Source organism: Streptomyces sp. 3330, assembly GCF_031456635.1.
GTDB lineage: Bacteria > Actinomycetota > Actinomycetes > Streptomycetales > Streptomycetaceae > Streptomyces.
The window spans coordinates 214,099-238,036 of record NZ_JAVDVA010000010.1; the positions used below are offsets into that span (position 1 = coordinate 214,099).

Genomic DNA, 23,938 nt, shown 5'->3' on the forward strand with positions numbered 1-23,938 from the left:
TCCACGCCCCCGCCCGTTAGGCTGACCCCCGTGAACGTCCTCGTCATCGGCAGCGGCGCCCGCGAACACGCCCTGTGCCGCTCACTGTCCCTCGACCCCGCCGTCACCGCGCTGCACTGCGCGCCCGGCAACGCCGGCATCGCCGAGGCCGCCGAGCTGCACCAGGTCGACGCCCTGGACGGCGAGGCCGTGGCGGCGCTGGCCGTCGAGCTCGGCGCCGAACTGGTCATCGTCGGCCCGGAGGCGCCGCTGGTCGCCGGGGTCGCCGACGCCGTGCGCGACGCGGGCATCCCGGTGTTCGGCCCCTCGAAGGAGGCCGCACAGCTCGAGGGCTCCAAGGCGTTCGCCAAGGACGTCATGGCGGCGGCCGGCGTGCCGACCGCGCGCTCCTACGTCTGCACGACCCCCGAGGAGGTCGCCGCGGCCCTCGACGCCTTCGGCGCGCCCTATGTCGTCAAGGACGACGGGCTGGCCGCCGGCAAGGGCGTCGTCGTCACCGACGACCTGGAGGCCGCCGCGGCGCACGCGGCCGGCTGCGAACGCGTCGTCATCGAGGAGTTCCTCGACGGCCCGGAGGTCTCCCTCTTCGCGATCACCGACGGCGTGAGCGTCGTCCCGCTCCAGCCCGCCCAGGACTTCAAGCGCGCGCTCGACGGCGACGAGGGCCCCAACACGGGCGGCATGGGCGCGTACTCGCCGCTGCCCTGGGCCGACCCGAAGCTGGTGGCGGAGGTCCTGGAGACCGTCCTGCAGCCGACCGTCGACGAGATGCGCCACCGCGGCACCCCCTTCTCCGGGCTGCTCTACGCGGGCCTCGCGATCACCGGCCGCGGTGTCCGGGTCATCGAGTTCAACGCCCGCTTCGGCGACCCCGAGACGCAGGTCGTCCTGGCCCGGCTGAAGACCCCGCTGGCCGGCGTCCTCAAGGCGGCCGCCACCGGCGACCTGGCCGATCTGCCGGCCCTGCGCTGGAGCGACGACGCGGCCGTCACCGTCGTCATCGCCTCGCACAACTACCCCGGCACCCCGCGCACCGGCGACCCGATCACCGGGCTCGCCGAGGTGGCCGCCGAGGACGCCCCGCACGCCTACGTCCTGCACGCCGGGACGACGTACGACGGCGACGACCGCGACACGGTCGTCAGCGCCGGTGGGCGCGTCCTGTCCGTCACCGCGACCGGCACGGACCTCACCGAGGCCCGCGAACGGGCGTACAAGGCGGTCGGGCGCATCGGGCTCGACGGCTCGCAGCACCGGACGGACATCGCCGCGAAGGCGGCGGCGGGCGCGTAGCCGCGCGGCACGGCAGGCGGAGCGCGGACAGGCGTTCCGGCCGACCGCCCCAGCAGGCATCTTCCAGGCCCCGGGCCACCAGGAACTCCTTACGGAGGACCGGTGGAACCCGGGGCCTGATCGTTGCCCACCGTCATACACCTTTCCCCAAAGCCATTCCATCGTGTGAGCGCTGAGCTATCCGGCTGACGTGGGCCGGGGCGCCAACTAGGGTGCGGCGCAAGTGTTCCGGTCCTCGTTCCGGCACTTGGCCCACCGGCATTGCGATGTCGGTGGTCGGTGCCACAGTGGGGGAGTGACCACTGCGAAGACAGCCGGGGGAAACAGGACCGTAGGGAGGGGGTGAGGTCCGGTCGTGACCGGTATGGGAGTGGAGATGGGCGCGCAGGCCGCGCGGGCCCGGGCACTGGCGGTGCTGCGCGTCCGCAGCCGGGCGCTCGCCGTCGCGCTGCTGCCCGCGGCCGCGGCGGTGATCCTGCTGGCGGGCGGTTCCACCGGGCAGTTCGTGGGCCCGGGATGGGACGCCGCCCGCTGGGCCGTGTCCGGCGTGGCGCTCGTCGTGCTGCTGGCCGCCGGTGTCATCGGCCTGGTCGTCGCCCGCGCACGCCCCGCCGTCAGCCCCACGGTCGCCGTCGCCGAGGAGGCCGCCCCCGATCTGTACCGGCTGGTCCGCGACCTCGCCGACCGCCTCGACGTGCCCGCGCCCTCCGCGATAGCGCTCACGCCGGACTGCGACAGCTGGCTGGAGGACCGCACCCACCCGGCCCACGGACCGTCCCCGTCGCACGGCGGGGACGAGATAGCCGGCCCGGGCGGCCCCCATGGCCCCCTCCACCGCCGTGCGGCGGCATCACCGGTCCTCGTCATCGGCTCCCCGTTCCTGTGGTGGATGCGCGTGGGCGAGCTGCGCGCGGTGCTGGCCCCGGTCGTCGCAGGAACGGGCCCTTCGGCGCATCCCGACATAGCCGCGGCCCGGCGCTTCGTGCGCGGGCTGGACGCCGCCGTGGCGGTCTGCGCCTTCCGCGGCGACCGCCATCCGGTGCTGCGGCCGGCCTGCTCGGGCATCGGCTGGGTCGCGCGCCTGATGCTGCGCGGCTGTCAGATCCACGCCGGCGAGATGGAGCGGTGCGTCGCCGCCGCGGCCTCCGAGCGTGCACAGGCTGTGGACTACGGGCTGCGCATCGTCGCCCAGGAGCAGGTGGGCCTGGCCTACGCGGGCTGGGACCGTCTTCTGACGCGTGTCGCGCTGCCGGCCTGGCGGATGGGCCGCTGGCCCTCCCGGCTGGACGCGGGCGTCGTCGCCGCCCTCACCGAGCTCTCCCGGCGCGACCGGCTGGCCGAGGGGTTCGCCTCCCGGCTCGGCGAGCGCCCCGCCTGCGACCTGCTCGAAGAGCCCGGCACGGTGGACGAGGCCGCCTCCCTGCTCGCCGCCCGCCTCTTCCACGGCGGCCCCGCGGACCCGGGCCCGGACTGGTCGCCGGTGGCCTGGGAGGACTACCCGGACGAGGTCGTCGACCGCAAGTGGCGCACCGACGCGGCCCGGCTCCACCGGGTCCTCGACGCCCTCGGCGTCCGCCGCACCTGCGACCCGGCCGGCCCGGCCCACCCCGGCGTCCACAGCGGCCCCACACTGGCCCGGGTCCTGGACCACCTGACGGACAGCCCGTCCGCCCCGGCCGACGACCTGACCGACGCCCCGGCGGCCGCCCGGGCCGACGACCGGGCGGCCGGCCCCACAGGCCCGTCGGGCCTCACCGACCTCTCAGGCCCCACCGATCCTTCGGACCGCACCGGCCCCACCGATCCTTCGGACCGCACCGGCCCCACCGATCCTTCGGACCGCACCGGCCCCACCGATCCTTCGGACCGCACCGGCCCCACCGACCCTTCGGGCGACACCGGCCCCACCGGCGTCTCCGGGACCCCTGGTCTTCCGGCCGGGTCGGCCCCCGACCCCGCCGCGTGTCCCGAGGCCGCCGCCGTCCCGACGTCGGCCGATCAGGGCCTCACCCCGGCCTCCGGTCAGGACCCGGCCTCCGTCCCGCCCCCCGATCCCGTCCACCTCGACGACGAGGACCTCGCGCCTCCGAACCCCCGCAGCGCGGCCCTCGCCGCCGGGCTCGGGGCCGAGGTGGGACGGGAGGAGGCCGCTGCCTCGGCGGCGGCGCTTCCCGCGGGCGGTCTTCCGGCGGCCGGGCAGGGCCCCGACATGGCCCTCTGGGACGAGGACGCGCTCCCCCTGTTCCCCCTCCAGCCCCCGCGCACCGACCGCGAGCTCCTGGCCGATCACGTGACGGCGATGGTCTGCTGCGCCGCGATGGACACCGTCGGCGCCGTCCCGGGTCTCGACTGGCTCGACGGCCCGACCCTCCTGGTCGACGGTGAGCGCGTGGCCGACCTGGCGCCCCGGGTGCTCAGCCTCGTCGAGGACGGCGACGCGGTCCCCCTGCGCACCTGGCTCGTGGAACTGGGCATACGCCCGGAGAAGCCGGTACGGCTCGGCTGAGCGGGCCGAAGCGCCGCCCCGGCCCGCCGCCCGCGCCGCCGGGCCGCCCCTCACCGGTCGGCCCGGGCAGGCCTCCCGGCCGGCCCCTCGGTCGCGGCCCCCGGAAGGCCCGCCCACCCAGGAATCCGGATCAGTCGGCCGGCCCGCCACCCCGGCGTCCCGTCCACCCAGCCTCACCGGAGCTACCCATTCCACTTTCGGCCAATTCGCAACGAATAGTGACTGCATGCGCGCGTTATGTGATGTGCTGGGATCGATCGGGCCCATGGCAAGGGCTCGCGACATAGGACAAACGCGCGGGGCGGTCACGTACGGCGTACGCACGAGCCAGCACGGGGGCACAAGGGAGGGGAGCACCATGGGACCCGGACCAGGACCGGAACACATCCGCCGATGGGAGTCGGGAGCACTGGCCCACGCCGTGACGGATCCCTTCGGACAGGGCCCCGTCCCCTGGCTGCGCGGCAGCGAGACGTACTTCGACGACACCGGCCAGGTCGTCCCCTGGTACGTGGACGCGGCCCCCGCGCCGTCCCGGAGCGGCCTGCGGGTCCCGGGCCCGCGCACCGAGCCCGCGGCCGGCGGCCCCCGCTCGGCCGACGACGTGCGCCGCCAGATCAAGGGCTTCGTCTCCACCGGCGCGGTCGCCCCCGGTGACGCCGTCGACTTCCACATCACGGTCGACCCGCCCCAGGAATTCAGCGTCGACGTCTACCGCATCGGCCACTACGACGGCGACGGCGCCGCCAAGATCACCACCAGCCCGCGCCTCTCCGGCATAGTCCAGCCCCCGCCGCTGACCGCCGACCGCACGGTCTCCTGCCACCACTGGTGGCTCTCCTGGCGCTTACAGGTCCCGTCGTACTGGAATGTCGGCGCGTACGTGGCCGTCCTCACCACCGCCGACGGCTACCGCTCCCACGTCCCGTTCACGGTGCGCGACCACCACCCCGCCGATCTGCTCCTCCTGCTCCCCGACGTCACCTGGCAGGCCTACAACCTCTACCCCGAGGACGGCCGCACCGGCGCCAGCCTCTACCACGCGTGGGACGAGGACGGCCGTCTCCTCGGCGAGGCCGACGCCGCCATCACGGTCTCCTTCGACCGCCCGTACGCAGGCGCGGGCCTGCCCCTCCACGTCGGCCACGCCTACGACTTCATCCGCTGGGCCGAGCGCTACGGCTACGACCTCGCCTACGCCGACGCCCGCGACCTGCACGCCGGAAACATAGACCCGACCCGCTACCGCGGACTGGTCTTCCCCGGCCACGACGAGTACTGGTCGGCGAGCATGCGCCGCACCGTCGAACTCGCCCGCGACAGCGGCACCTCGCTGGTCTTCCTGTCCGCCAACTCCCTCTACTGGCAGGTGGAGTTGGGACCCTCCCCGTCCGGCGTCCCCAGCCGCCTGCTGACCTGCCGCAAGCGCAAGGGCCCCGGCAAGCCCGTCCTCTGGCGGGAGATCGACCGCGCCGAGCAGCAGCTGGTCGGCATCCAGTACGCGGGCCGGGTGCCCGAGCCGCATCCGCTGATCGTCCGCAACGCCGACCACTGGCTCTGGGAGTCGACCGGCGCCTGTGACGGCGACGGCATCGAGGACCTGGTCGCGGGCGAGGCCGACCGCTACTTCCCGCGCACCGCGCTCCCGCCCCACGAGGACCGCATACTCCTCGCCCACTCCCCGTACGCCGACAGCGAGGGCGTCCTGCGCCATCAGGAGACCTCCCTCTACCGGGCCCCCTCCGGCGCCCTGGTCTTCGCCTCCGGCACCTTCGCCTGGTCCCCGGCCCTGGACCGCCCCGGCCATGTGGACGCCCGCGTCCAACGCGCCACGGCCAACCTCCTGGACCGCATCTGCAAACGCGACTGAGACCCTCCCGCGCCGGGCGGCGGTCCGCTCGCGCCACCCGCTGTCCTTGCGCGATCCCGATGTACGGGACAATCGACCCACCAGGACAGAACCACGGGGAGGAACCGTGTCCGGATTCGTAGAAAAGCCCGAGCCCCTTCAGGTGCCGGGCCTGGTGCATCTGCACACCGGCAAGGTGCGCGAGCTGTACCAGAACGAGGCGGGCGACCTCGTGATGGTCGCCAGCGACCGCACCTCCGCCTTCGACTGGGTGCTGCCGACCGAGATCCCCGACAAGGGCCGGGTCCTCACCCAGCTCTCCCTGTGGTGGTTCGACCAGCTCCGCGACCTGGTCCCCCACCACGTCCTGAGCACGGAACTGCCCGCGGGCGCCCCCGCCGACTGGGCCGGCCGCACCCTGGTCTGCAAGTCGCTCCGGATGGTCCCGGTCGAGTGCGTGGCCCGCGGCTACCTCACCGGTTCCGGCCTCGTCGAGTACAAGGAGTCCCGCACGGTCTGCGGCCTCGCCCTTCCCGAGGGCCTGGTCGACGGCAGCGAACTCCCCGCGCCGATCTTCACCCCGGCCACCAAGGCCGCCGTCGGCGAGCACGACGAGAACGTCTCCTACGAGGAGGTCGCCCGTCAGGTCGGCGCCGACACCGCCGCCCAGCTCCGCCAGGCGACCCTCGCCGTCTACGGCCGCGCCCGCGACATCGCCCGCGAGCGGGGCATCATCCTCGCCGACACCAAGTTCGAGTTCGGCTTCGAGGGCGAGGACCTGGTCATCGCCGACGAGGTCCTCACGCCGGACTCCTCCCGCTTCTGGCCGGGCGACCAGTGGCAGCCCGGCCGCTCCCAGCCCTCGTACGACAAGCAGTTCGTGCGCGACTGGCTGACCTCGGCCGAGTCCGGCTGGGACCGGGCGAGCGAGCAGCCCCCGCCGCCCCTGCCGCAGCACATCGTGGACGCGACCCGCGCGAAGTACGTCGAGGCCTACGAGCGCCTGACGGGCACCAGCTGGACCTGACGCGAAAGGCCCCGGTCGATGACCGGGGCCTTTGCGATGGAGCGGACGACGAGGCTCGAACTCGCGACCTCAACCTTGGCAAGGTTGCGCTCTACCAACTGAGCTACGTCCGCACTGCGCCGTGGCGCGAGGCCAACTATACCCAACCCCGCTCCCGGGCGAGCCGCACCGCCGCGTGCCGGTTCTCCGCCCCCAGTTTGGACACGGCCGACGACAGATAGTTCCGTACCGTCCCCTGGGAGAGCGTGGCCCGCTCGGCGATCTCCGCGACGGGCGCCCCGTCGGCGGCGAGTTCGAGGACCTCCGTCTCCCGCGAGGTCAGCGGCGAGTCACCGGCGGCGATCGCGTCGGCGGCCAACTCCGGGTCGACGTAACGGTTCCCGGCGTGCACGGTACGGATGATCTCCGCAAGTCGCCGGGCGCTCACCGTCTTCGGGACGAACCCCCGCACTCCGGCCGCGAGCGCCCGCTTGAGATGCCCGGGCCGGCCGTGGCTGGTGACGATCAGTGCCCGGCAGTCCGGAAGTTCGGCGCGCAGGGATGTGGCGACGTTCACACCGTCGGTGCCCGGCATCTGCAGGTCCAGGACCGCGACGTCGGGCCGGTGCGCCCTCGCCATCGCCAGCGCCTCCGGTCCGGTGGCCGCCTCGGCGACGATCACCAGGTCGTCCTCCAGGGAGAGCAGCGCGGCCAGCGCACCCCGGATGAGATGTTCGTCGTCGGCGAGCAGCACCCGCACGGTCATGAAGCGACCTCTCTCACAGCAGCCTTTCCGCTCAACGGAACCTCGGCGACGACCCGGAAGACGCCGGCCTGGACGAACCCGGCCTCCAGCGTCCCGTCGACGCCCCGCAACCGCTCCCGCAGCCCGGTCAGTCCCGAGCCGTCACCGCTCTCGGGGGTGGGCGATCCGGCGCCGTCGTTCTCCACCGTCAGCACCACGTGTCCCTCCGTCATCCGCAACGCCACCGAGCAGCGCCCCGCGTCCCCGTGCCGCAGCACATTGGTGGTGCTCTCCCGGACCACCCAGCCGAGCGCCGACTGCACCTCGGCGGGCAACCCGCCGGCCTCCCCGCTCACCTCGCAGGCGATCCCCGCCGCCCTCAGCACCCCCTGGGCTCCGGCGAGTTCGACGCCGAGGTCCGCCTCCCGGTAGCCCCGCACGACCGCGCGTACCTCCCGCTGCGAATCCTGCGCTATCCGCTGGACCTCGATCATCTGTTCCACGGCCTCGGGCCGCCCGCGCCGGGCCAGCTGCACGGCCAGCTCGCTCTTCAGGGCGATCACCGCCAGGTTCCGCCCCATCACGTCGTGCAGATCCCGTCCGAACCGCAGCCGCTCCTCGGCGACGGCGAGCCGGGCCTCGACCTCCCCGGCCCGGTCCGCCTCCCACAGCACCGCCAGGTTCCAGGCGCTGCAACGGCAGGCGAACAGCGAGAAGCAGGTGGCGAAGGCGGTCAGGAGCCCGACCATGAGGATCCCCGCCGCATCCGGTTCCGCCCAGCCGAACACGGCCATGAGGACCACGGCGAGCAGGGCGGAGTGCCGCAGGAACCGCCGGATGGGCACCACGAGGCCGTACAGCATCTCGAAGGGCAGCAGCGAGGCTCCTATGCACAGCCGGGTCGTCACCGGGTCGGCGCCGCCCACCACGGCGAGGGCCAGCGCCAGCCCCAGGCCGAGGGCCAGCAGCCCGGCGGCCGGGTACAGGGCGCGGGGCGGGAGCTCGGAGCGGCGCAGGTAGTGGTCGAGGACGGGCCGTGTGAGCCGGTTCGCCTCGGCGCACTGCAGGGCCGCCGCCAGCAGGAGCAGCCCGCCGACGAGCAGTGCCGCGGGGCGCCGCTCGAGCCCGCCCACCAGGGGCAGCGCGAGCCACGCGAAGGAGAAGAACCAGGTGGTGAAGTACCAGGTGCCGACGGTCTGCAACTCGACCCGCTCGGCCTTGCTGCGGTCCCGCCAGTGACGCCGCAGCCACCCCCGAATGCGGCCCAACATCCGCGCCCTCCCCTGTCCTTCGGCCCGCCAGGATCCCGGGCCGCCCCCGTCCGGTCCCGGCGGGGTCAGCGCCGGGGCTCCCATCGGAACCACCGCCGTACAGCAAACACTGCCAGCAGGGTCCAGGCCAGTGCGGTCGCCAGAGCGGCCAGGGCCTCGTACGCCGACAGACTTCCGGTCCAGCCGCCGCGTATCAGGGTGATCACCGGGGACAGCGGCAGGAGTTCGCAGACGGAGGCGAGCCGGTCGGGCAGCATCTCCAGCGGGACGGTCACGCCGCAGACGGTCATCGACACGAGCACCATGGGCATCGTGGTGACCTGAGCGCTCTCCACGTTCCGGGTCACCGCCGCCGTGACCGCCGCGAGCGCCGCGCACATCGCCAGGCCCAACAGCAGCCCCAGGACGGCGAGATGCGGCGCCTCGGGAGCCGGCAGGTCGAGCAGGACCGTGGAGCCGGCCACCAGCACCAGGGACTGCACCAGCCCCGTGGCGACGATGGGCAGCGCCGCGCCGCCGAGGATCTCCGCGTCCCCCGGCTCACCGGTGCGCAGCCGCTTCAGCACCAGCTCCTCGCGCCGGGCGGTGTAGATGGCCGTGAGGGCCGAGTACACGCCGAACAGCAGCGAGAAGCCGATCGCGGCGGGCAGCAGCACCAGGCCGACGCTGAGCCCGACGTCCTCCACGTCCATGTCGTCGACGACCGCGGCCAGGCTCACCGGCAGCACCAGCGGCAGGAACACGGCCGCGATGAGCGTGCTCTTGCTCCGCCCGAGCAGCGTCAGCTCGGCGCGGGCGAGGGCGGCCATCCGGCTCGCGGGAGTCGTGAGCGTACGGCCGACCGCGGGGGCGGCCGGGCCCTTGACCGGTGCCCCGTTCATGCCGCGACCCCCTCGGTCGCGTCGTTCCTCGACGCCTCGCGGGCGATTCCCAGGAACGCCTCCTCCAGCGAGGCCGACCGCACGTCCAGCCTGCGCAGCGCGACCTGGGCCCGCTCGGCCCACACCAGCAGCCCGGTCGCCGTCCGCTGCAGTTCCCGGGTGCGCAGCCGTACGAGACGCCCGTCCACCTCGTGACCGCACACACCCAGTTCGCCCAGCGCGGGCAGGTCGCCGAGGAAGTACCCCTCGGGCAGTTCGAAGGTGATCCGGGAGGGCTGGGCGCCGGTCACCTCGGCGGGTGTCCCGGCGGCCGCGATCCGGCCCTCGTGCAGGATGGCCAGCCGGTCGGCGAGGTTCTCCGCCTCCTCCAGGTAATGCGTGGTCAGCAGCACCGTCGTACCGGCGTCGCGCAGCGCGCGCACCAGGTCCCAGGTGTCCCGGCGGCCCTCGGCGTCCAGGCCGGTGGTCGGCTCGTCCAGGAAGAGCACCTCGGGGGCTCCGAGGACCGCGAGCGCCAGGTCGAGGCGCCGCCGCTCGCCGCCGGACAGCTGCTTGACCCGGACGTCGGCCCGCCCGGCGAGCCCGACCAGGGCCAGCGCCTCCCCGGGCGTACGGGTCATGGCCCAGCACCCTGATCCGCCCGCCGTCGGGGCGCGCGAGCCCTTCCAGCAACTCGACCGTCGATGTCTTTCCGGCGCCGTTGGTGCCGAGCAGCGCGAAGATCTCACCGCGGCCGACGTGGAAGGAGATCCCACGGACCGCTTCGAACCCGCCCCCGTACACACGCCGGAGGTCGGTGACCTCGATCACGTGTTCATTCGTGTCCATGGCTCAAGCCTCCCCGCGGGCGGAGGCCGGCAGCAGTGCGAGGTGTCACCACTCCGCATGACAAATGTCAGACGGCCGCTCCGGGCACGCTTCCGGGCACACCCGCTCACGGGCACACGAAAAGACCCCGGTCCAATGGACCGGGGTCTGATTCCCGAGCGGACGACGAGGCTCGAACTCGCGACCTCAACCTTGGCAAGGTTGCGCTCTACCAACTGAGCTACGTCCGCATTGCCTCCGACCGGCTTTCACCGATCGGCGCGAGCACCACCCTACCTGATCCACAGCAGTGGTCAGACAGGTCATGCAGAGCGGGTGACAGGGATCGCACACTGCGCCTTCCCCCTGGAAGGGGGATGTTCTACTACTGAACTACACCCGCGTGACTCCGTGAGCTGGGCTTTTCGGCCTCGCCCCTCGGCGTGCTCCAGACTCTAGCTGACCAGGAGGGGTGCAGCGCAAGTCGGTGTGTTCGAGGGGCCGGTGACCGGCCGTCGGCCCCGGCTCACGGGGGCCCGGTCAGGGGGTGCGGCTCACTGCGCCTCGGCGAACGCCTCGTAGACCTTCTTGGGGATGCGGCCGCGCGCCGGCACCTCCAGCTTGTTCGCCTGCGCCCAGGCCCGGACGGCCGCGGGGTCGGGGGCGACCTCCGTCTGCTTGTACGCCTTGCCGGACCTCGACCGCTTGCGGCCGGCGTCGACGTAAGGCGCGAGAGCCTTACGCAGTTTCTTGGCATTGGCTTCATTCAGGTCGATCTCGTACGACTTGCCGTCGAGCCCGAAGGCGATCGTTTCCGCCGCTTCCGAGCCGTCGATGTCGTCAAAGAGAGTGACCACGACCTTCTGCGCCACGAATATCGGTCCCTTCGTGCGACAGCTCTGCGATGACGTGCCAAGACGTCACGGAGATGTCGACTGTCCGCCTGTTATTGGGCAAAGTATCGGCTATTGCCAATTCATTTGTACAGTGCCCGGCATTGCAATGTGAAGCCCGGCTAAATCTGCCCGCGTGTCCCAGGGCAATAGGGAACGTCGGTGCACCCCGGATCTTTCCCTGAAATTTTCGCGAAGACACTGGTCCGATACCTGATCGTGATGGCGCTCACGTAGATTCCTACAACTCTACCCGCGTAGAAATTTTGTACGGGTAGTCTGAAGACACCTGTTGGAGACACCCGCAGGCACCTGCTCAGCACCACACCACCGGGAGTGCCAGTGGCACGCGTCGTAGTCGACGTCATGCTCAAGCCGGAGATCCTCGACCCCCAGGGCCAGGCGGTGCAGCGCGCACTGCCGCGGCTGGGTTTCGAAGGCATCTCCGACGTACGTCAGGGAAAGCGATTCGAACTGGAAGTTGACGGGCCGGTCGACGAGGCCGCCCTCGCCCGCATCCACGATCTTGCGGAATCCTTCCTCGCGAACACCGTGATCGAGGACTTCACCGTCAAGGTCGAGTCGGAAGAAGCAGTCGCGGGAGCCGCGAAGTGACCGCTCGTATTGGCGTCGTCACTTTCCCGGGCAGCCTCGACGACCGGGACACTCAGCGGGCCATCCGGCTCGCGGGCGCCGAACCCGTCGCTCTCTGGCACAAGGACAAGAACCTCCATCAGGTGGACGCCGTGGTGCTGCCCGGCGGTTTCTCCTACGGCGACTATCTGCGGGCCGGAGCCATCTCCCGCTTCTCGCCCGTGATGGAGACCGTCATCGAGCAGGCCAAGGCCGGTCTTCCGGTCCTGGGCATCTGCAACGGCTTCCAGATCCTCACGGAGGCCCACCTGCTTCCCGGCGGGATGCTCGGCAACGACCACCTCCACTTCATCTGCCGCGACCAGAAGCTGCGGGTGGAGAACGCGGAGACCGCCTGGACGGCCGACTACGAGGCGGGACAGGAGATCCACATCCCGCTGAAGAACATGGACGGCCGGTACGTCGCCGACGAGTACACCCTCGACCAGCTCGAGGCCGAGGGCCGGGTCGCCTTCCGCTACCTGGACGTCAACCCCAACGGCAGCCTCCGTGACATCGCCGGCATCACCAACGAGGCCGGCAACGTCGTGGGCCTCATGCCGCACCCGGAGCACGCCGTCGAGCCCCTCGTCGGGTCCGGCCGCACCGACGGTCTCCCGTTCTTCACCTCGATCCTCAAGAAGCTGGTCAACGCATGAGCCGGACGCCTCTGGACACGGTCGAGCACGCGGCCGAGACCCCCGACGTCGAGCTGCCCTGGGCCGAACTCGGTCTGAAGAAGGACGAGTACGAGCGCGTCGTGGAGATCCTCGGCCGCCGGCCCACAGGCGCCGAGCTCGCCATGTACTCCGTCATGTGGTCCGAGCACTGCTCGTACAAGTCCTCCAAGGTCCACCTCCGCCAGTTCGGTGAGAAGGCCCCCCAGTCGGACGCGCTGCTCGTCGGCATCGGCGAGAACGCGGGCGTCGTGGACGTCGGCCAGGGCTACGCGGTCACCTTCAAGGTCGAGTCGCACAACCACCCCTCGTACGTCGAGCCCTACCAGGGCGCGGCCACGGGCGTGGGCGGCATCGTCCGCGACATCATCGCGATGGGCGCGCGTCCCGTCGCGGTCGTGGACCCGCTGCGCTTCGGCGCGGCCGACCACCCCGACACCAAGCGCGTCCTGCCGGGCGTCGTGGCCGGCATCGGCGGCTACGGCAACTGCCTGGGCCTGCCGAACATCGGCGGCGAGGTCGTCTTCGACGCCTGCTACCAGGGCAACCCGCTGGTCAACGCCGGCGCCATCGGCGTGATGCGGCACGAGGACATCCACCTCGCGAAGGCCTCGGGCGCCGGCAACAAGGTCATCCTCTACGGGGCCAGGACCGGCGGCGACGGCATCGGCGGCGCGTCCATCCTCGCCTCCGAGACCTTCGACGACGCCAAGCCGTCGAAGCGCCCGGCCGTCCAGGTCGGCGACCCGTTCCAGGAGAAGCTCCTCATCGAGTGCACCCTGGAGGCCTTCCGGGAGAAGCTCGTCGTCGGCATCCAGGACCTCGGCGCGGCCGGTCTGTCCTGCGCCACGTCCGAGCTGGCCTCCAACGGCTCCGGCGGCATGCGCGTGACGCTGGACGACGTACCGCTGCGCGACTCCACGCTCTCGCCCGAGGAGATCCTCATGAGCGAGTCGCAGGAGCGCATGTGCGCGGTCGTCGAGCCGGCGAAGGTCGACCGCTTCCTGGAGATCTGCGACAAGTGGGACGTCATCGCCACCGTCATCGGTGAGGTGACCGACGGCGACCGGCTGGAGATCTTCTGGCACGGCGGCAAGATCGTCGACGTCGACCCGCGGACCGTGGCCCACGACGGCCCCGTCTACGAGCGCCCCTACGCCCGCCCGGAGTGGCAGGACGCCCTCCAGGCCGACGACGCGAACCGGCTGCCCCGGCCCACGACCGGCGCCGAGCTCAAGGACCAGGTGCTCAAGCTGGTCGCCTCGCCCAACCAGGCGTCCAAGAAGTGGATCACCTCGCAGTACGACCACTTCGTGCAGGGCAACACCGTCCTCGCGCAGCCCGAGGACTCCGGCATGATCCGGATCGACGAGGAGACCGGCCTCGGCGTCGCCATCGCGACCGACGGCAACGGCCGGTACGCCAAGCTCGACCCGTACGCGGGCGCGCAGCTGGCCCTCTCCGAGGCCTACCGGAACGTGGCGACGACCGGCGCCAAGCCGCTCGCCGTCTCCGACTGCCTGAACTTCGGCTCGCCCGAGGACCCGGCGGTGATGTGGCAGTTCGCGGAGGCCATCCGCGGCCTGGCCGACGCCTGCCAGCAGCTGGGCACCCCGGTGACCGGCGGCAACGTCTCGCTCTACAACCAGACGGGCGAGGTGGCCATCCACCCGACCCCGGTGGTGGCCGTGCTCGGCGTGATCGACGACGTCGCGCGCCGCACGCCCGTCGCCTTCCAGGAGGAGGGCCAGCTGCTCTACCTCCTCGGCGACACGCGTGAGGAGTTCGGCGGCTCGGCCTGGTCCCAGGTCGTCCACGACCACCTCGGCGGTCTGCCCCCGAAGGTCGACCTGGAGCGGGAGCGGCTGCTGGGCGAGATCCTGATCTCCGCCTCCCGCGACGGCATGATCGACGCCGCCCACGACCTGTCCGACGGCGGTCTGATCCAGGCGGTCGTCGAGTCGGCGCTGCTCGGCGGCAAGGGCGCGCGGCTGGTCGTGCCGGACGGGCTGGACGCCTTCACCCTGCTGTTCTCCGAGTCGGCGGGCCGTGCCGTGGTGGCCGTCCCGCGCTCCGAGGAGCTCCGTTTCAACGACATGTGCGGGGCGCGCGGTCTGCCCGTCACCCGTATCGGCGTCGTCGACGGCGACACGGTCGAGCTCCAGGGCGAGTTCGAGCTGTCCCTGGAGGAGCTGCGCACGGCTCACGAGGACACCATCCCGGCGCTGCTCGCGTAGGCGCCGGCGGCATCCGCACCACGCCGAAGGCCCCGCCCGTTCCCCCGGGCGGGGCCTTCGGCGTGCCGTCGCGCCGCCGAGCCCACCGGCTCCGGCACCGGTTCCGGCGTCCCCCCGCGCGGGCCGTGCAGACCCCGGTGTCACAGGCGGCCATTAGGCTCACCGCCATGCCTCCGGCCAGGAAACGCGCCCGCGCGTACGACCCCGTCAAGATCCGCGCCGCGGTCACCGCGCAGTTCGGGAACGTGCGGCGGGCCGTGGCCACGCTCGGCCCCGAGCAGCTCGCGCTGCCCACGCGGCTGCCGGGCTGGACCGTACGGGACCTGGCCGCGCACGTGACCATGGCGGTGGCGACCGTCGGCCGCAACCTCGAACGGGACGAGCCCCCGAAGGCGGAGCTCACGCTCCTGGAGTGGCCGTTCGCCACCGCTCCCCGCGCCGCCGACATCGCCGACGGCACCCGGGAGCTCGCGGCCGCCCACCCGGACCTGGACGCCCTGTTCGCGCGGACCGGGGAGCGCATCGCCGAGGCCCTCGCCGACGTCCCCGGCGACCGCCTCCTCGCCGCCCGCACGGGCGCGATGACCCTCGCCGACTACCTGGTCACCCGGACCGTCGAACTCGTCGTCCACACCGACGACCTGAACGCGGCCGTACCCGGCCTGGACATCCCGTACGACCGCCAGGCCCTCGCCGCGGCCACCCGGCTCCTCGCCGACGCGCTCGCCGCCAGGGCGCCCGGCGGCGCGACGGAGGTGCGGATCCCGCCGTACGCCGTCGTGCAGTGCGTCGAGGGACCCCGGCACACCCGGGGCACGCCGCCCCATGTCGTCGAGACCGATCCGCTGACCTGGATCCGGCTGGCGACCGGCCGGGTGACCTGGGCGGACGCCGTCGGACAGGCGAAGGTGGCGGCGAGCGGCGAGCGGGCCGACCTCACGGCGCTGCTGCCCCTCATGGCCTGAATCCGACCCCGGAGGGAACCGCCCGCCCCACCTGTCCCGTCGAAGCGGCATGTACAGGCAGAGGCACAGCCCCACGCACGCGTCCAAGCAGCGCAGGACGCTGACCGCGACCGCGGCCGCGGCGGTCCTGCTCGTCCCGCTCGCCGCGGCCTGCGGCAGCGAGAAGGCGGGCGGTGAGCGGCCCGGCAGCGGGGCGGTGAGCGCCGAGCAGCCCGTCACCGGCGTCCGGTGGAACGTCGACAGCGTCACGGTGGACGGGACCACCCATCGCGCCCCGGCCGGCGCGCACGTCGAGATCCGCGACGGCAAGGCGGCGGGCAGTTACGGCTGCAACAACTTCACCGCGAAGGCCGCCGTCGAGGGCGACCGCGTCCGGTTCAGCGACGCCAGGTCGACCAGGATGGCCTGCGCGGACCAGCCCATGGACTTCGAGCGCACGCTGGCCGGCACCCTCGCCGAGGGAGCCCTCAGCACCGAGGTCGACGGCAGCACGCTGACGCTCGCCACGGCCGACGGCGATCAGGTCCTGCTGACGAGGAAATGACCTCCGGGCGGCTCGCCGGGTCCGGTGAGCCGCGCCGCCCGCCCCCGATGATGTGCGACACCTCACTCGCACCCGCGGAACGGACGCCCGGGCGAGCGCCCCAGGGGCACGCCCAGGCGTCCAATGGATCACCATATCCGGCCATTGACCTGCGGAAATGAGTCGATCACGGGGGTGTCGACCGGCGCGTGATCGAGTTACCGGCGAGTATCCCCAATTCGGACCAGTGGTCGATCTCGCCTACACTCGGTGGCGTGCCACGTGGTGACGGTCGACTCAGTCATGATCTGCTCCCCGGCGAGAAAGGCCCCCAGGACGCTTGCGGCGTCTTCGGAGTCTGGGCTCCCGGTGAAGAGGTCGCCAAGCTCACTTACTTCGGGCTCTACGCCCTCCAGCATCGAGGTCAGGAATCCGCGGGGATCGCGGTCAGCAACGGTTCCCAGATCCTCGTCTTCAAGGACATGGGCCTCGTGTCCCAGGTCTTCGACGAGACCTCGCTCGGTTCGCTCCAGGGTCATATCGCGGTCGGACACGCCCGCTACTCGACCACCGGAGCCTCCGTGTGGGAGAACGCCCAGCCGACGTTCCGTGCCACCGCGCACGGCTCGATCGCGCTCGGTCACAACGGCAACCTCGTCAACACCGCCCAGCTCGCCGAGATGGTCGCCGACCTGCCCAAGCAGGAAGGCCGCAGCCCGCGCGTCGCGGCGACCAACGACACCGACCTGCTCACCGCGCTGCTCGCGGCCCAGGTCGACGAGGACGGCAAGCCGCTGACCATCGAAGAGGCGGCCCACCAGGTCCTGCCCCAGGTCAAGGGTGCCTTCTCGCTCGTCTTCATGGACGAGCACACCCTCTACGCCGGCCGTGACCCGCAGGGCATCCGTCCGCTGGTCCTCGGCCGTCTGGAGCGCGGCTGGGTGGTCGCCTCCGAGTCCGCCGCCCTCGACATCTGCGGCGCCGCCTACGTCCGTGAGATCGAGCCCGGCGAGTTCATCGCCATCGACGAGAACGGACTGCGGACCTCCCGGTTCGCGGAAGCGAAGCCCAAGGGCTGCGTCTTCGAGTACGTGTACCTGGCCCGCCCGGACACCGACATCGCCGGCCGGAACGTGTACCTCTCCCGCGTGGAGATGGGCCGCAAGCTGGCCAAGGAAGCGCCGGTCGAAGCCGACCTGGTGATAGCGACCCCGGAATCCGGCACCCCGGCCGCCATCGGCTACGCCGAGGCCTCCGGCATCCCCTTCGGCGCGGGTCTCGTGAAGAACGCGTACGTCGGCCGGACGTTCATCCAGCCCTCGCAGACCATCCGCCAGCTCGGTATCCGGCTCAAGCTGAACCCGCTGAAGGAAGTCATCAAGGGCAAGCGCCTGGTCGTCGTCGACGACTCGATCGTGCGCGGCAACACCCAGCGGGCCCTGGTCCGCATGCTCCGCGAGGCCGGCGCGGCCGAGGTCCACATCCGGATCTCCTCGCCGCCCGTGAAGTGGCCCTGCTTCTTCGGCATCGACTTCGCCACGCGCGCGGAGCTGATCGCCAACGGCATGACCATCGACGAGATCGGCACCTCCCTCGGCGCCGACTCCCTCTCCTACATCTCCATCGACGGCATGATCGAGGCGACCACCATCGCCAAGCCGAATCTCTGCCGCGCCTGCTTCGACGGCGAGTACCCGATGGAGCTCCCGGACCCCGAGCTGCTCGGCAAGCAGCTCCTGGAGACCGAGCTGGCCGCGGGTCCCGCAGCCACGGCCGCGGCTGACGCCATCCGTCGCCCGTAGCGCCGCAGAGCCCCGTTTCACCAACCCGAAAGATCCCAGGCAATGTCTTCTGTGTCTGATCAGTCCCCTCCGGCCGCGGGCAGTGCCTCCGGCGCGTCCTACGCGGCCGCCGGAGTCGACATCGACGCGGGCGACCGCGCCGTGGAGCTGATGAAGGAGTGGGTGAAGAAGACGCAGCGCCCCGAGGTCCTCGGTGGCCTCGGCGGCTTCGCCGGCCTCTTCGACGCCTCCGCCCTCAAGCGCTTCGAGCGTCCGCTGCTCGCCTCCGCGACCGACGGCGTCGGGACGAAGGTGGACATCGCCCGCCGGCTGGGCGTGTACGACACCATCGGCCACGACCTGGTCGCGATGGTCATGGACGACATCGTGGTGTGCGGCGCCGAGCCGCTGTTCATGACCGACTACATCTGCGTCGGCAAGGTCCACCCCGAGCGGGTCGCCGCCATCGTCAAGGGCATCGCCGAGGGCTGTGTGCTCGCCGGCTGCGCCCTGGTCGGCGGCGAGACGGCCGAACACCCGGGTCTGCTGGGCGAGGACGACTTCGACGTGGCCGGCGCCGGTACGGGCGTCGTGGAGGCCGACCGGCTGCTCGGCCCGGATCGCATCCGCACGGGTGACACGGTGATCGCCATGGCGGCCTCCGGTCTCCACTCGAACGGGTACTCCCTGGTCCGGCACGTCCTGCTGAAGCAGGCCGGGCTGTCCCTGGAGGCGCGCGTCGACGAGCTCGGCCGCACTCTCGGCGAGGAACTCCTGGAGCCCACCAAGATCTACTCGCTGGACTGCCTGGCGCTCACCCGCACGACGGACGTCCACGCCTTCTCGCACATCACCGGCGGCGGCCTCGCGGCCAACCTGGCCCGGGTGATCCCGGACGGGCTGCACGCCGTCGTGGACCGCTCCACCTGGACCCCGGCCCCGATCTTCGACCTGGTCGGCAGGACCGGCTCCGTCGAGCGCCTGGAGCTGGAGAAGACCCTGAACATGGGCGTCGGCATGATGGCGATCGTGCCCGAGGAGTCCACGGACGTCGCCCTGGCGACGCTGGCCGACCGCGGCCTGGAGGCCTGGGTCGCCGGCGAGATCACCGAACGCGGCGAGCACACCACGGGCGCGGAGCTGGTCGGCGACTACGCCGGCTGAGCACCGGGCGGGCCCGCGACCGGGCAGGGCCGCAACCGTGCAGGCAGCACAAGACCCGGTCGGTGACCGAAGTCACCGACCGGGCGGATGCTCAGTACAAGGTCAAGCGCCGCGACGGTGTTGCGAGGAATCCTCGCCGTCATCCTCGTCGTCGTCCCCGTACAGCTCGGCGTACCGTGCGTACGGGTCGTCGTCTTGCTCATCGTCATCGTCATCGTCCTCGAATGGCTCACCATTCGGCGGAATATTCGATGGCGATGCGCCCAGCTCTTCGGCCAGGCGTGAGAGATCTGTCCCGCCGCTGTTGTACTTCAGCTGGCGGGCGACCTTCGCTTGCTTGGCCTTGGCCCGGCCGCGCCCCATGGCTCGACCCCCTCAACGACGGGGCTCGACGGCCCCAGGTTGACACGCGTTCATGATCCAGGACGGTCTCTCCGTGGAGAGCCCGTCGTAGGGCTCCCACGGTACCTGAGCCCACGCCCGTACGGTACGTCGCCCGTAGCACGCGCGTGTGCGCAGCACCTTTCGGTCGCCCCGTCCTCGCTGGTCAGTGGCGATTTTAACCACTTATCGGCGGCCGACCCGCCGGGAAGAGTGAGAGTTCTCTCCAACTTTCCTCCCGGCGGTACCGGCGAAACCTCCGGACAGGGCGCCGCGGAGCCCTACGGGAGGGTCACCAGCCGCGCGCCTGGGCGGCCTCGTGCATGCGCTGCTCGGCGATCCGGTCGGCCGCCGCGGCCGGCGGAATCCCGTCCGCCTTCGCACGTGCGAAGATGGCGAGCGTGGTGTCGAAGATCTTCGCGGCCTTCGCCTTGCACCGGTCGAAGTCGAAGCCGTGCAGCTCGTCGGCGACCTGGATGACCCCGCCGGCGTTCACCACGTAGTCCGGCGCGTAGAGAATCCCGCGGTCGGCGAGGTCCTTCTCCACACCCGGGTGGGCGAGCTGGTTGTTGGCCGCGCCGCAGACGATCTTCGCGGTCAGCACCGGCACGGAGTCGTCGCTCAGCGCACCGCCGAGCGCGCAGGGCGCGTAGATGTCGAGCCCGTCGAGCTCGATCAGGCGCTCGGTGTCGGCGACCACACCCACCGAGGGGTGCTTGGCGGCGATGCGCTCCACGGCCTCGCGGCGGACGTCCGTGATCACGACCCGGGCGCCCTCCGCCAGCAGGTGCTCCACCAGGTGGTGGCCGACCTTGCCGACGCCCGCGATGCCGACCGTGCGGCCCCGCAGCGACGGGTCGCCCCACAGGTGCTGCGCGGAGGCCCGCATGCCCTGGTAGACGCCGAAGGCGGTCAGCACGGACGAGTCGCCCGCCCCGCCGTTCTCCGGCGAGCGGCCGGTCGTCCAGCGGCACTCGCGCGCCACGACGTCCATGTCGGCGACATAGGTGCCGACGTCGCAGGCGGTCACGTACCGGCCGCCGAGCGAGGCCACGAAACGGCCGTACGCGAGCAGCAGCGCCTCGGTCTTGATCGTGTCGGGATCGCCGATGATCACGGCCTTGCCGCCGCCGTGGTCCAGACCGGCCATGGCGTTCTTGTACGACATCCCGCGCGCGAGGTTCAGCGCGTCGGCGACGGCCTCCGCCTCGGTCGCGTACGGGTAGAAGCGGGTACCGCCGAGGGCGGGGCCCAGCGCGGTGGAGTGGAGCGCGATGACGGCCTTGAGGCCGCTGGCGCGGTCCTGGCAGAGCACGACTTGCTCATGACCGCCCTGATCCGAGTGGAACAGGGTGTGCAGTACATCAGCAGGTGCGCCGGAAACGTCGGTCACTGTGGTGACTCCCGGGTATCTAGCGGCGGGTCGGGACGGAGGCACCGTAAGGGTGGCGGGGCCTGTGGACTGAGAGTAGAGCCTGCGTGGCCCGCCGCTCCCGCAGTGTCGGGGATCACCTTCTCCCGGAGTACCCCCGTGGGACGATTCGCAGGGTTTCCCGATCGGCCGAAGGGGGAGGGAGCAGGCGTGCCCAAGGTGTCCTCGGTGATCGTCCCGTACGCGGTCTATCTGCGTGTGTACGAACCGCTGGCCGCCTTCTCCGAGCCCGAGCGCACCCACTGGGCGCGCTACGCCGCCCGCCCCGAGCTCCCCTCCTACCAGGACGAGCTGCGCCGCTCGCTGGCCGACCTGCTGCCCACCCCGCCGGTCGCGGTGCCCGTGCACGAGAGCGGCGACGCGTTCCTTGCCCAGGTGGACGGAATCCTCTGCGTCTGCCCCTGGCGCACCCGGCTGCGCGGCTGGCTGGCCCTGGAGGAAACGGCCGAGGAACTGCCCCGGCCGGTCCTGGAGGCGGCGCTGCCCGAGGTCGTGCGGCTGGAGGCCGCCAAGGACCACGAGCGGTGGCGGGAACACCACCCCGACGCCCGCCCCTGGATCCGTACGGCGGTCTGGCAGGTGCCCCTGAACTGGTTCGTGCTCGTCTCCGACGAGGAGCGGGAGTACGAGAAGGGGACGGCGGAGACGGCGCCCGTGCTGCGCTACCGCACACCGATGGTGCAGGCGCGGCGCAGGGTGGCCCGGTCGCTGCGGACGCTGAAGGACACCATGGACGGCGGACCGCTCGCCGAGGGCCTGCTGGACGTGGGTCGCTGGCTGGAGGAGTTCCATCCGCGTTCGCTGGTGGAACTGGATTACGGCGGTCTGGTGCACGTGCTGCCGGCCGGTGATCTGGAGGACGATCACTCGGCGAGGGACGTGGCCGAGGGCATCGAGGCGCTGCGGACCGGTGACGGCGCGGCGGCGGGCGAGGCGTACGCGCGCCTCGTGGAGCGGTGGCGTTCGGTGCGGGAGCGGCGCTCGGCGAACTGAGGCCGCCGTGGGCGCTCCCGGCCGCCGACTGCACGCGATCGCTGTGATCTGACGATGTGACAGATGCGACAGCGCTTTCATTAGTGACCTACGTCACGGCCGTGAAGCAGTGGAACAGCGTACGGTCAACCGCACTTCACGGAACTGACGGGACGTAGGTCCCGATCCGGGCTTATGTCGCAAGGGTGACGGAACGCACGTACACGGCCCTTGCGTCGCTTGCCCCTCCTCGTGCCAAAATAGGACAAGGAGTCCGGGGAGGGCTCCGTCCGCCTGCTTATGCTCCACCGTGGGGGGAAATCTCAGCATTGCAGCGCTTTGGGGGGTCTGATGCCTCCTGATCGCCCTGTGACTGATCGTCACAGTGGCGTGACTGTCCGCTATGGCATGGTCCATCGGCTTCCGTCGCCGATGAACACCTGGGGGGCAATTCCATCGGTTTGGCCGACGCGGCTGGACAGATGGTGTAGTTGTAGTGCCGAGGACAAGCCGTTCGTCCTATAACCGACTCGACTCGCGTCCGCCATTTCGGGCAACGCGGGTCAAGGTGCAGAATTTAGAGGAAAGAACCGAGAAGGTTCGGTTCTCCCGAGGAGGCCGCTCATGACCGCTCGCACCCCTGATGCTGAGCCGCTGCTGACCCCGGCTGAGGTCGCCACCATGTTCCGTGTCGACCCCAAGACGGTCACACGGTGGGCGAAGGCCGGCAAGCTCACGTCGATCCGTACGCTCGGCGGACACCGCCGTTATCGCGAGGCCGAGGTACGCGCACTGCTTGCGGGCATTCCGCAGCAGCGCAGCGAGGCCTGAACAAGTGAATAACCGGGCAACACGTCAGGTCCCCCAACCTGTTCGGACGCCCGAAACCTAGCTCCAAGCGACGTGGGTCCTGCCCCAACAGGCCCCTCGCCCACCGGGAACGTCGTCGATCGCGCTGGACTCCGCCGGGTCCAGCGCGATCTTTTTTGTGCGCTTGAGGCGGCTCGAGAGCGCTCGACGGGTCGTATCAGGTGGCTCTGTGAGCGGCCTTGTCGGAGTCTGAGGAGGCTCTGGGAGGGTTCCGGGGGGCATCCTCCGGAGTGGTGCAATTGCACATATAAAATTGACCAGTTGTAGGAGCCGGGTAAGAACCCGGGTTGCCAAAACTCATGCCGTGACTCCCGTCACATGCCAGGAGCCTTGTTGCCTCTGTCCCGTGTGCGCTAGAGGAGGCTCAGGTTCCAGTACCCCACGTGGACAAGGCCGTTGACGGACGCGCGTGCGCGCGAGGACGTGGCCGAAGGCCGCGAGGGCGCGGATTCACGCGGCCGGGGGGCTCTCGCCCTCCACGGCCCCTTCCGGGGCCTCCGTGGGCTGTGGAGGGCCGTCCATCGCCAGTCGCAGCAACCGGTGGCAGATCGGACAGTGGCGGGTCAGGTGCCGGTAGGGGGTCGCGGCCGACAGGTGCGCGCGAAGCAGTGCCCGCGTCTCGTGCCTGACCGATGCCGCCATGCCCCACCTCCGTCGGGGCCACGCGGGAACGGGCCCTGGCTTCTGGGGTACCGGCGGAAGGTGGCGGCGTCAAGAGAGCGGCGGACAACGTGCGGAGCCCGGATCCGAAGATCCGGGCTCCGCTTCGTCGTCGTCCTGGCGGGATCCGCCCCGCCCCCGCCGCGGCCGTGCCGCCGGCGCGACCACCGCCCGGATCGGCCGGCCGGCGGGTCGACGCAGGTCACGACACGAGCGAGGCCCGCTTCCCTCGACGGGAAGCGGGCCTCGCTTCGTTCACTGCGGTCCTGACGGGATTTGAACCCGCGGCCTCCACCTTGACAGGGTGGCGAGCACTCCAAACTGCTCCACAGGACCAGGTTTTGCGGCACTTGATGTTGCGTTGCGCTGCGAGAAGGACTGTACAGGAGGGT

20 protein-coding genes, 4 tRNA genes and 1 pseudogene are annotated in these 23,938 nt (G+C 71.5%); 13 read left to right on the plus strand and 12 right to left on the minus strand.

What is annotated here, in order from left to right:
- Window positions 1–30: 30 nt before the first annotated feature.
- The 4 genes from purD to J2X68_RS19165 all read left to right on the plus strand — a co-directional run bounded on the left by purD (window position 31) and on the right by J2X68_RS19165 (window position 6,675).
- On the plus strand, window positions 31–1,293 hold the full coding sequence (gene purD / locus J2X68_RS19150) for a phosphoribosylamine--glycine ligase (protein ID WP_310433754.1): 1,263 nt from the start codon (window positions 31–33) through the stop codon (window positions 1,291–1,293).
- A gap of 364 nt (window positions 1,294–1,657) precedes the next feature.
- Entirely contained in the window at window positions 1,658–3,799 is a 2,142-nt protein-coding gene (locus J2X68_RS19155; protein ID WP_399040311.1) for a hypothetical protein, read from the plus strand.
- Window positions 3,800–4,157: 358 nt separating this feature from the next.
- Window positions 4,158–5,669, plus strand: coding sequence for a N,N-dimethylformamidase beta subunit family domain-containing protein (locus J2X68_RS19160; protein WP_310433756.1), 1,512 nt, complete (start codon window positions 4,158–4,160; stop codon window positions 5,667–5,669).
- A 106-nt stretch (window positions 5,670–5,775) separates the two neighbouring features.
- Window positions 5,776–6,675 carry a phosphoribosylaminoimidazolesuccinocarboxamide synthase gene (locus J2X68_RS19165; RefSeq protein WP_310433757.1) on the plus strand — a complete coding sequence of 300 codons (900 nt, stop codon included), beginning with the start codon at window positions 5,776–5,778 and terminating at the stop codon, window positions 6,673–6,675.
- 37 nt (window positions 6,676–6,712) lie between these two features.
- Here J2X68_RS19165 and J2X68_RS19170 read toward each other — a convergent pair.
- From J2X68_RS19170 to J2X68_RS19205, 8 genes and pseudogenes are all read right to left on the minus strand, one after another.
- Window positions 6,713–6,788, minus strand: a tRNA-Gly gene (locus J2X68_RS19170).
- A gap of 23 nt (window positions 6,789–6,811) precedes the next feature.
- Entirely contained in the window at window positions 6,812–7,420 is a 609-nt protein-coding gene (locus J2X68_RS19175) for a response regulator transcription factor (RefSeq protein ID WP_310433758.1), read from the minus strand.
- A complete protein-coding gene (locus tag J2X68_RS19180; protein WP_310433759.1) occupies window positions 7,417–8,670 on the minus strand; it encodes a histidine kinase in 1,254 nt (417 codons plus the stop codon). Before J2X68_RS19180 ends, J2X68_RS19175 begins: the two co-directional genes overlap by 4 nt.
- Window positions 8,671–8,735: 65 nt before the next feature.
- Window positions 8,736–9,551 carry an ABC transporter permease gene (locus J2X68_RS19185; protein ID WP_310433760.1) on the minus strand — a complete coding sequence of 272 codons (816 nt, stop codon included), beginning with the start codon at window positions 9,549–9,551 and terminating at the stop codon, window positions 8,736–8,738.
- Window positions 9,548–10,379, minus strand: a pseudogene (locus J2X68_RS19190) (ABC transporter ATP-binding protein). Before J2X68_RS19190 ends, J2X68_RS19185 begins: the two are co-directional and overlap by 4 nt.
- Window positions 10,380–10,536: 157 nt before the next feature.
- Window positions 10,537–10,609: transfer RNA gene (locus J2X68_RS19195), tRNA-Gly, on the minus strand.
- A gap of 80 nt (window positions 10,610–10,689) precedes the next feature.
- Window positions 10,690–10,761 (minus strand) — tRNA-Gly (locus J2X68_RS19200).
- 151 nt (window positions 10,762–10,912) lie between these two features.
- Window positions 10,913–11,230, minus strand: coding sequence for an Lsr2 family protein (locus tag J2X68_RS19205; protein WP_310433761.1), 318 nt, complete (start codon window positions 11,228–11,230; stop codon window positions 10,913–10,915).
- A 363-nt stretch (window positions 11,231–11,593) separates the two neighbouring features.
- On the opposite strand from J2X68_RS19205, the gene purS reads away from it, so the two are divergent.
- The 7 genes from purS (at window position 11,594) to purM (ending at window position 19,231) form a co-directional block, all read left to right on the plus strand.
- Complete coding sequence (purS, locus tag J2X68_RS19210; RefSeq protein WP_020131278.1) at window positions 11,594–11,866, plus strand: phosphoribosylformylglycinamidine synthase subunit PurS; 273 nt, start codon at window positions 11,594–11,596, stop codon at window positions 11,864–11,866.
- Complete coding sequence (gene purQ / locus J2X68_RS19215) at window positions 11,863–12,543, plus strand: phosphoribosylformylglycinamidine synthase subunit PurQ (protein ID WP_310433762.1); 681 nt, start codon at window positions 11,863–11,865, stop codon at window positions 12,541–12,543. The genes purS and purQ overlap by 4 nt, the downstream gene beginning before the upstream one ends.
- A complete protein-coding gene (gene purL, locus J2X68_RS19220) occupies window positions 12,540–14,798 on the plus strand; it encodes a phosphoribosylformylglycinamidine synthase subunit PurL (protein WP_310433763.1) in 2,259 nt (752 codons plus the stop codon). The genes purQ and purL overlap by 4 nt, the downstream gene beginning before the upstream one ends.
- Window positions 14,799–14,965: 167 nt before the next feature.
- On the plus strand, window positions 14,966–15,763 hold the full coding sequence (locus J2X68_RS19225; protein ID WP_310433764.1) for a sterol carrier family protein: 798 nt from the start codon (window positions 14,966–14,968) through the stop codon (window positions 15,761–15,763).
- Window positions 15,764–15,812: 49 nt separating this feature from the next.
- On the plus strand, window positions 15,813–16,307 hold the full coding sequence (locus tag J2X68_RS19230; protein WP_310433765.1) for an META domain-containing protein: 495 nt from the start codon (window positions 15,813–15,815) through the stop codon (window positions 16,305–16,307).
- A gap of 254 nt (window positions 16,308–16,561) precedes the next feature.
- A complete protein-coding gene (gene purF / locus J2X68_RS19235; protein WP_310433766.1) occupies window positions 16,562–18,088 on the plus strand; it encodes an amidophosphoribosyltransferase in 1,527 nt (508 codons plus the stop codon).
- A 51-nt stretch (window positions 18,089–18,139) separates the two neighbouring features.
- Window positions 18,140–19,231, plus strand: coding sequence for a phosphoribosylformylglycinamidine cyclo-ligase (gene purM / locus J2X68_RS19240; RefSeq protein WP_399040300.1), 1,092 nt, complete (start codon window positions 18,140–18,142; stop codon window positions 19,229–19,231).
- Between the two features lie 102 nt (window positions 19,232–19,333).
- Here purM and J2X68_RS19245 read toward each other — a convergent pair whose 3' ends face one another.
- Together J2X68_RS19245 and J2X68_RS19250 are read right to left on the minus strand one after the other, a co-directional pair.
- Window positions 19,334–19,594, minus strand: a complete 261-nt coding sequence (locus tag J2X68_RS19245) for a DUF3073 domain-containing protein (protein ID WP_020131270.1) — start codon at window positions 19,592–19,594, stop codon at window positions 19,334–19,336.
- Window positions 19,595–19,904: 310 nt separating this feature from the next.
- A complete protein-coding gene (locus tag J2X68_RS19250; protein WP_310433768.1) occupies window positions 19,905–21,005 on the minus strand; it encodes a Glu/Leu/Phe/Val dehydrogenase dimerization domain-containing protein in 1,101 nt (366 codons plus the stop codon).
- A gap of 189 nt (window positions 21,006–21,194) precedes the next feature.
- On the opposite strand from J2X68_RS19250, the gene J2X68_RS19255 reads away from it, so the two are divergent.
- Both J2X68_RS19255 and bldC read left to right on the plus strand, forming a co-directional pair.
- The gene (locus J2X68_RS19255) at window positions 21,195–22,037 is read left to right on the plus strand and encodes a hypothetical protein (RefSeq protein WP_310433769.1); all 843 of its coding nucleotides are present in this window, start codon (window positions 21,195–21,197) and stop codon (window positions 22,035–22,037) included.
- A 603-nt stretch (window positions 22,038–22,640) separates the two neighbouring features.
- Window positions 22,641–22,847 carry a developmental transcriptional regulator BldC gene (gene bldC / locus J2X68_RS19260; RefSeq protein ID WP_003949541.1) on the plus strand — a complete coding sequence of 69 codons (207 nt, stop codon included), beginning with the start codon at window positions 22,641–22,643 and terminating at the stop codon, window positions 22,845–22,847.
- Window positions 22,848–23,336: 489 nt separating this feature from the next.
- On the opposite strand, the gene J2X68_RS19265 is transcribed toward bldC, so the two are convergent.
- Both J2X68_RS19265 and J2X68_RS19270 read right to left on the minus strand, forming a co-directional pair.
- Window positions 23,337–23,528 carry a DUF6274 family protein gene (locus J2X68_RS19265; protein WP_310433770.1) on the minus strand — a complete coding sequence of 64 codons (192 nt, stop codon included), beginning with the start codon at window positions 23,526–23,528 and terminating at the stop codon, window positions 23,337–23,339.
- A 279-nt stretch (window positions 23,529–23,807) separates the two neighbouring features.
- Window positions 23,808–23,882, minus strand: a tRNA-Asp gene (locus tag J2X68_RS19270).
- Window positions 23,883–23,938 lie beyond the last annotated feature (56 nt).

Bases quoted from the DNA above. Each gene is read 5' to 3' on its own strand.
- J2X68_RS19225 (WP_310433764.1), top strand. From the start codon at position 14,966: ATGCCTCCGGCCAGGAAACGCGCCCGCGCGTACGACCCCGTCAAGATC.
- J2X68_RS19155 (WP_399040311.1), top strand. From the start codon at position 1,658: ATGGGAGTGGAGATGGGCGCGCAGGCCGCGCGGGCCCGGGCACTGGCG.
- J2X68_RS19175 (WP_310433758.1), bottom strand. From the start codon at position 7,420: ATGACCGTGCGGGTGCTGCTCGCCGACGACGAACATCTCATCCGGGGT.
- J2X68_RS19185 (WP_310433760.1), bottom strand. From the start codon at position 9,551: ATGAACGGGGCACCGGTCAAGGGCCCGGCCGCCCCCGCGGTCGGCCGT.
- J2X68_RS19180 (WP_310433759.1), bottom strand. From the start codon at position 8,670: ATGTTGGGCCGCATTCGGGGGTGGCTGCGGCGTCACTGGCGGGACCGC.
- J2X68_RS19160 (WP_310433756.1), top strand. From the start codon at position 4,158: ATGGGACCCGGACCAGGACCGGAACACATCCGCCGATGGGAGTCGGGA.
- bldC (WP_003949541.1), top strand. From the start codon at position 22,641: ATGACCGCTCGCACCCCTGATGCTGAGCCGCTGCTGACCCCGGCTGAG.
- J2X68_RS19265 (WP_310433770.1), bottom strand. From the start codon at position 23,528: ATGGCGGCATCGGTCAGGCACGAGACGCGGGCACTGCTTCGCGCGCAC.
- J2X68_RS19230 (WP_310433765.1), top strand. From the start codon at position 15,813: ATGTACAGGCAGAGGCACAGCCCCACGCACGCGTCCAAGCAGCGCAGG.
- purL (WP_310433763.1), top strand. From the start codon at position 12,540: ATGAGCCGGACGCCTCTGGACACGGTCGAGCACGCGGCCGAGACCCCC.
- J2X68_RS19245 (WP_020131270.1), bottom strand. From the start codon at position 19,594: ATGGGGCGCGGCCGGGCCAAGGCCAAGCAAGCGAAGGTCGCCCGCCAG.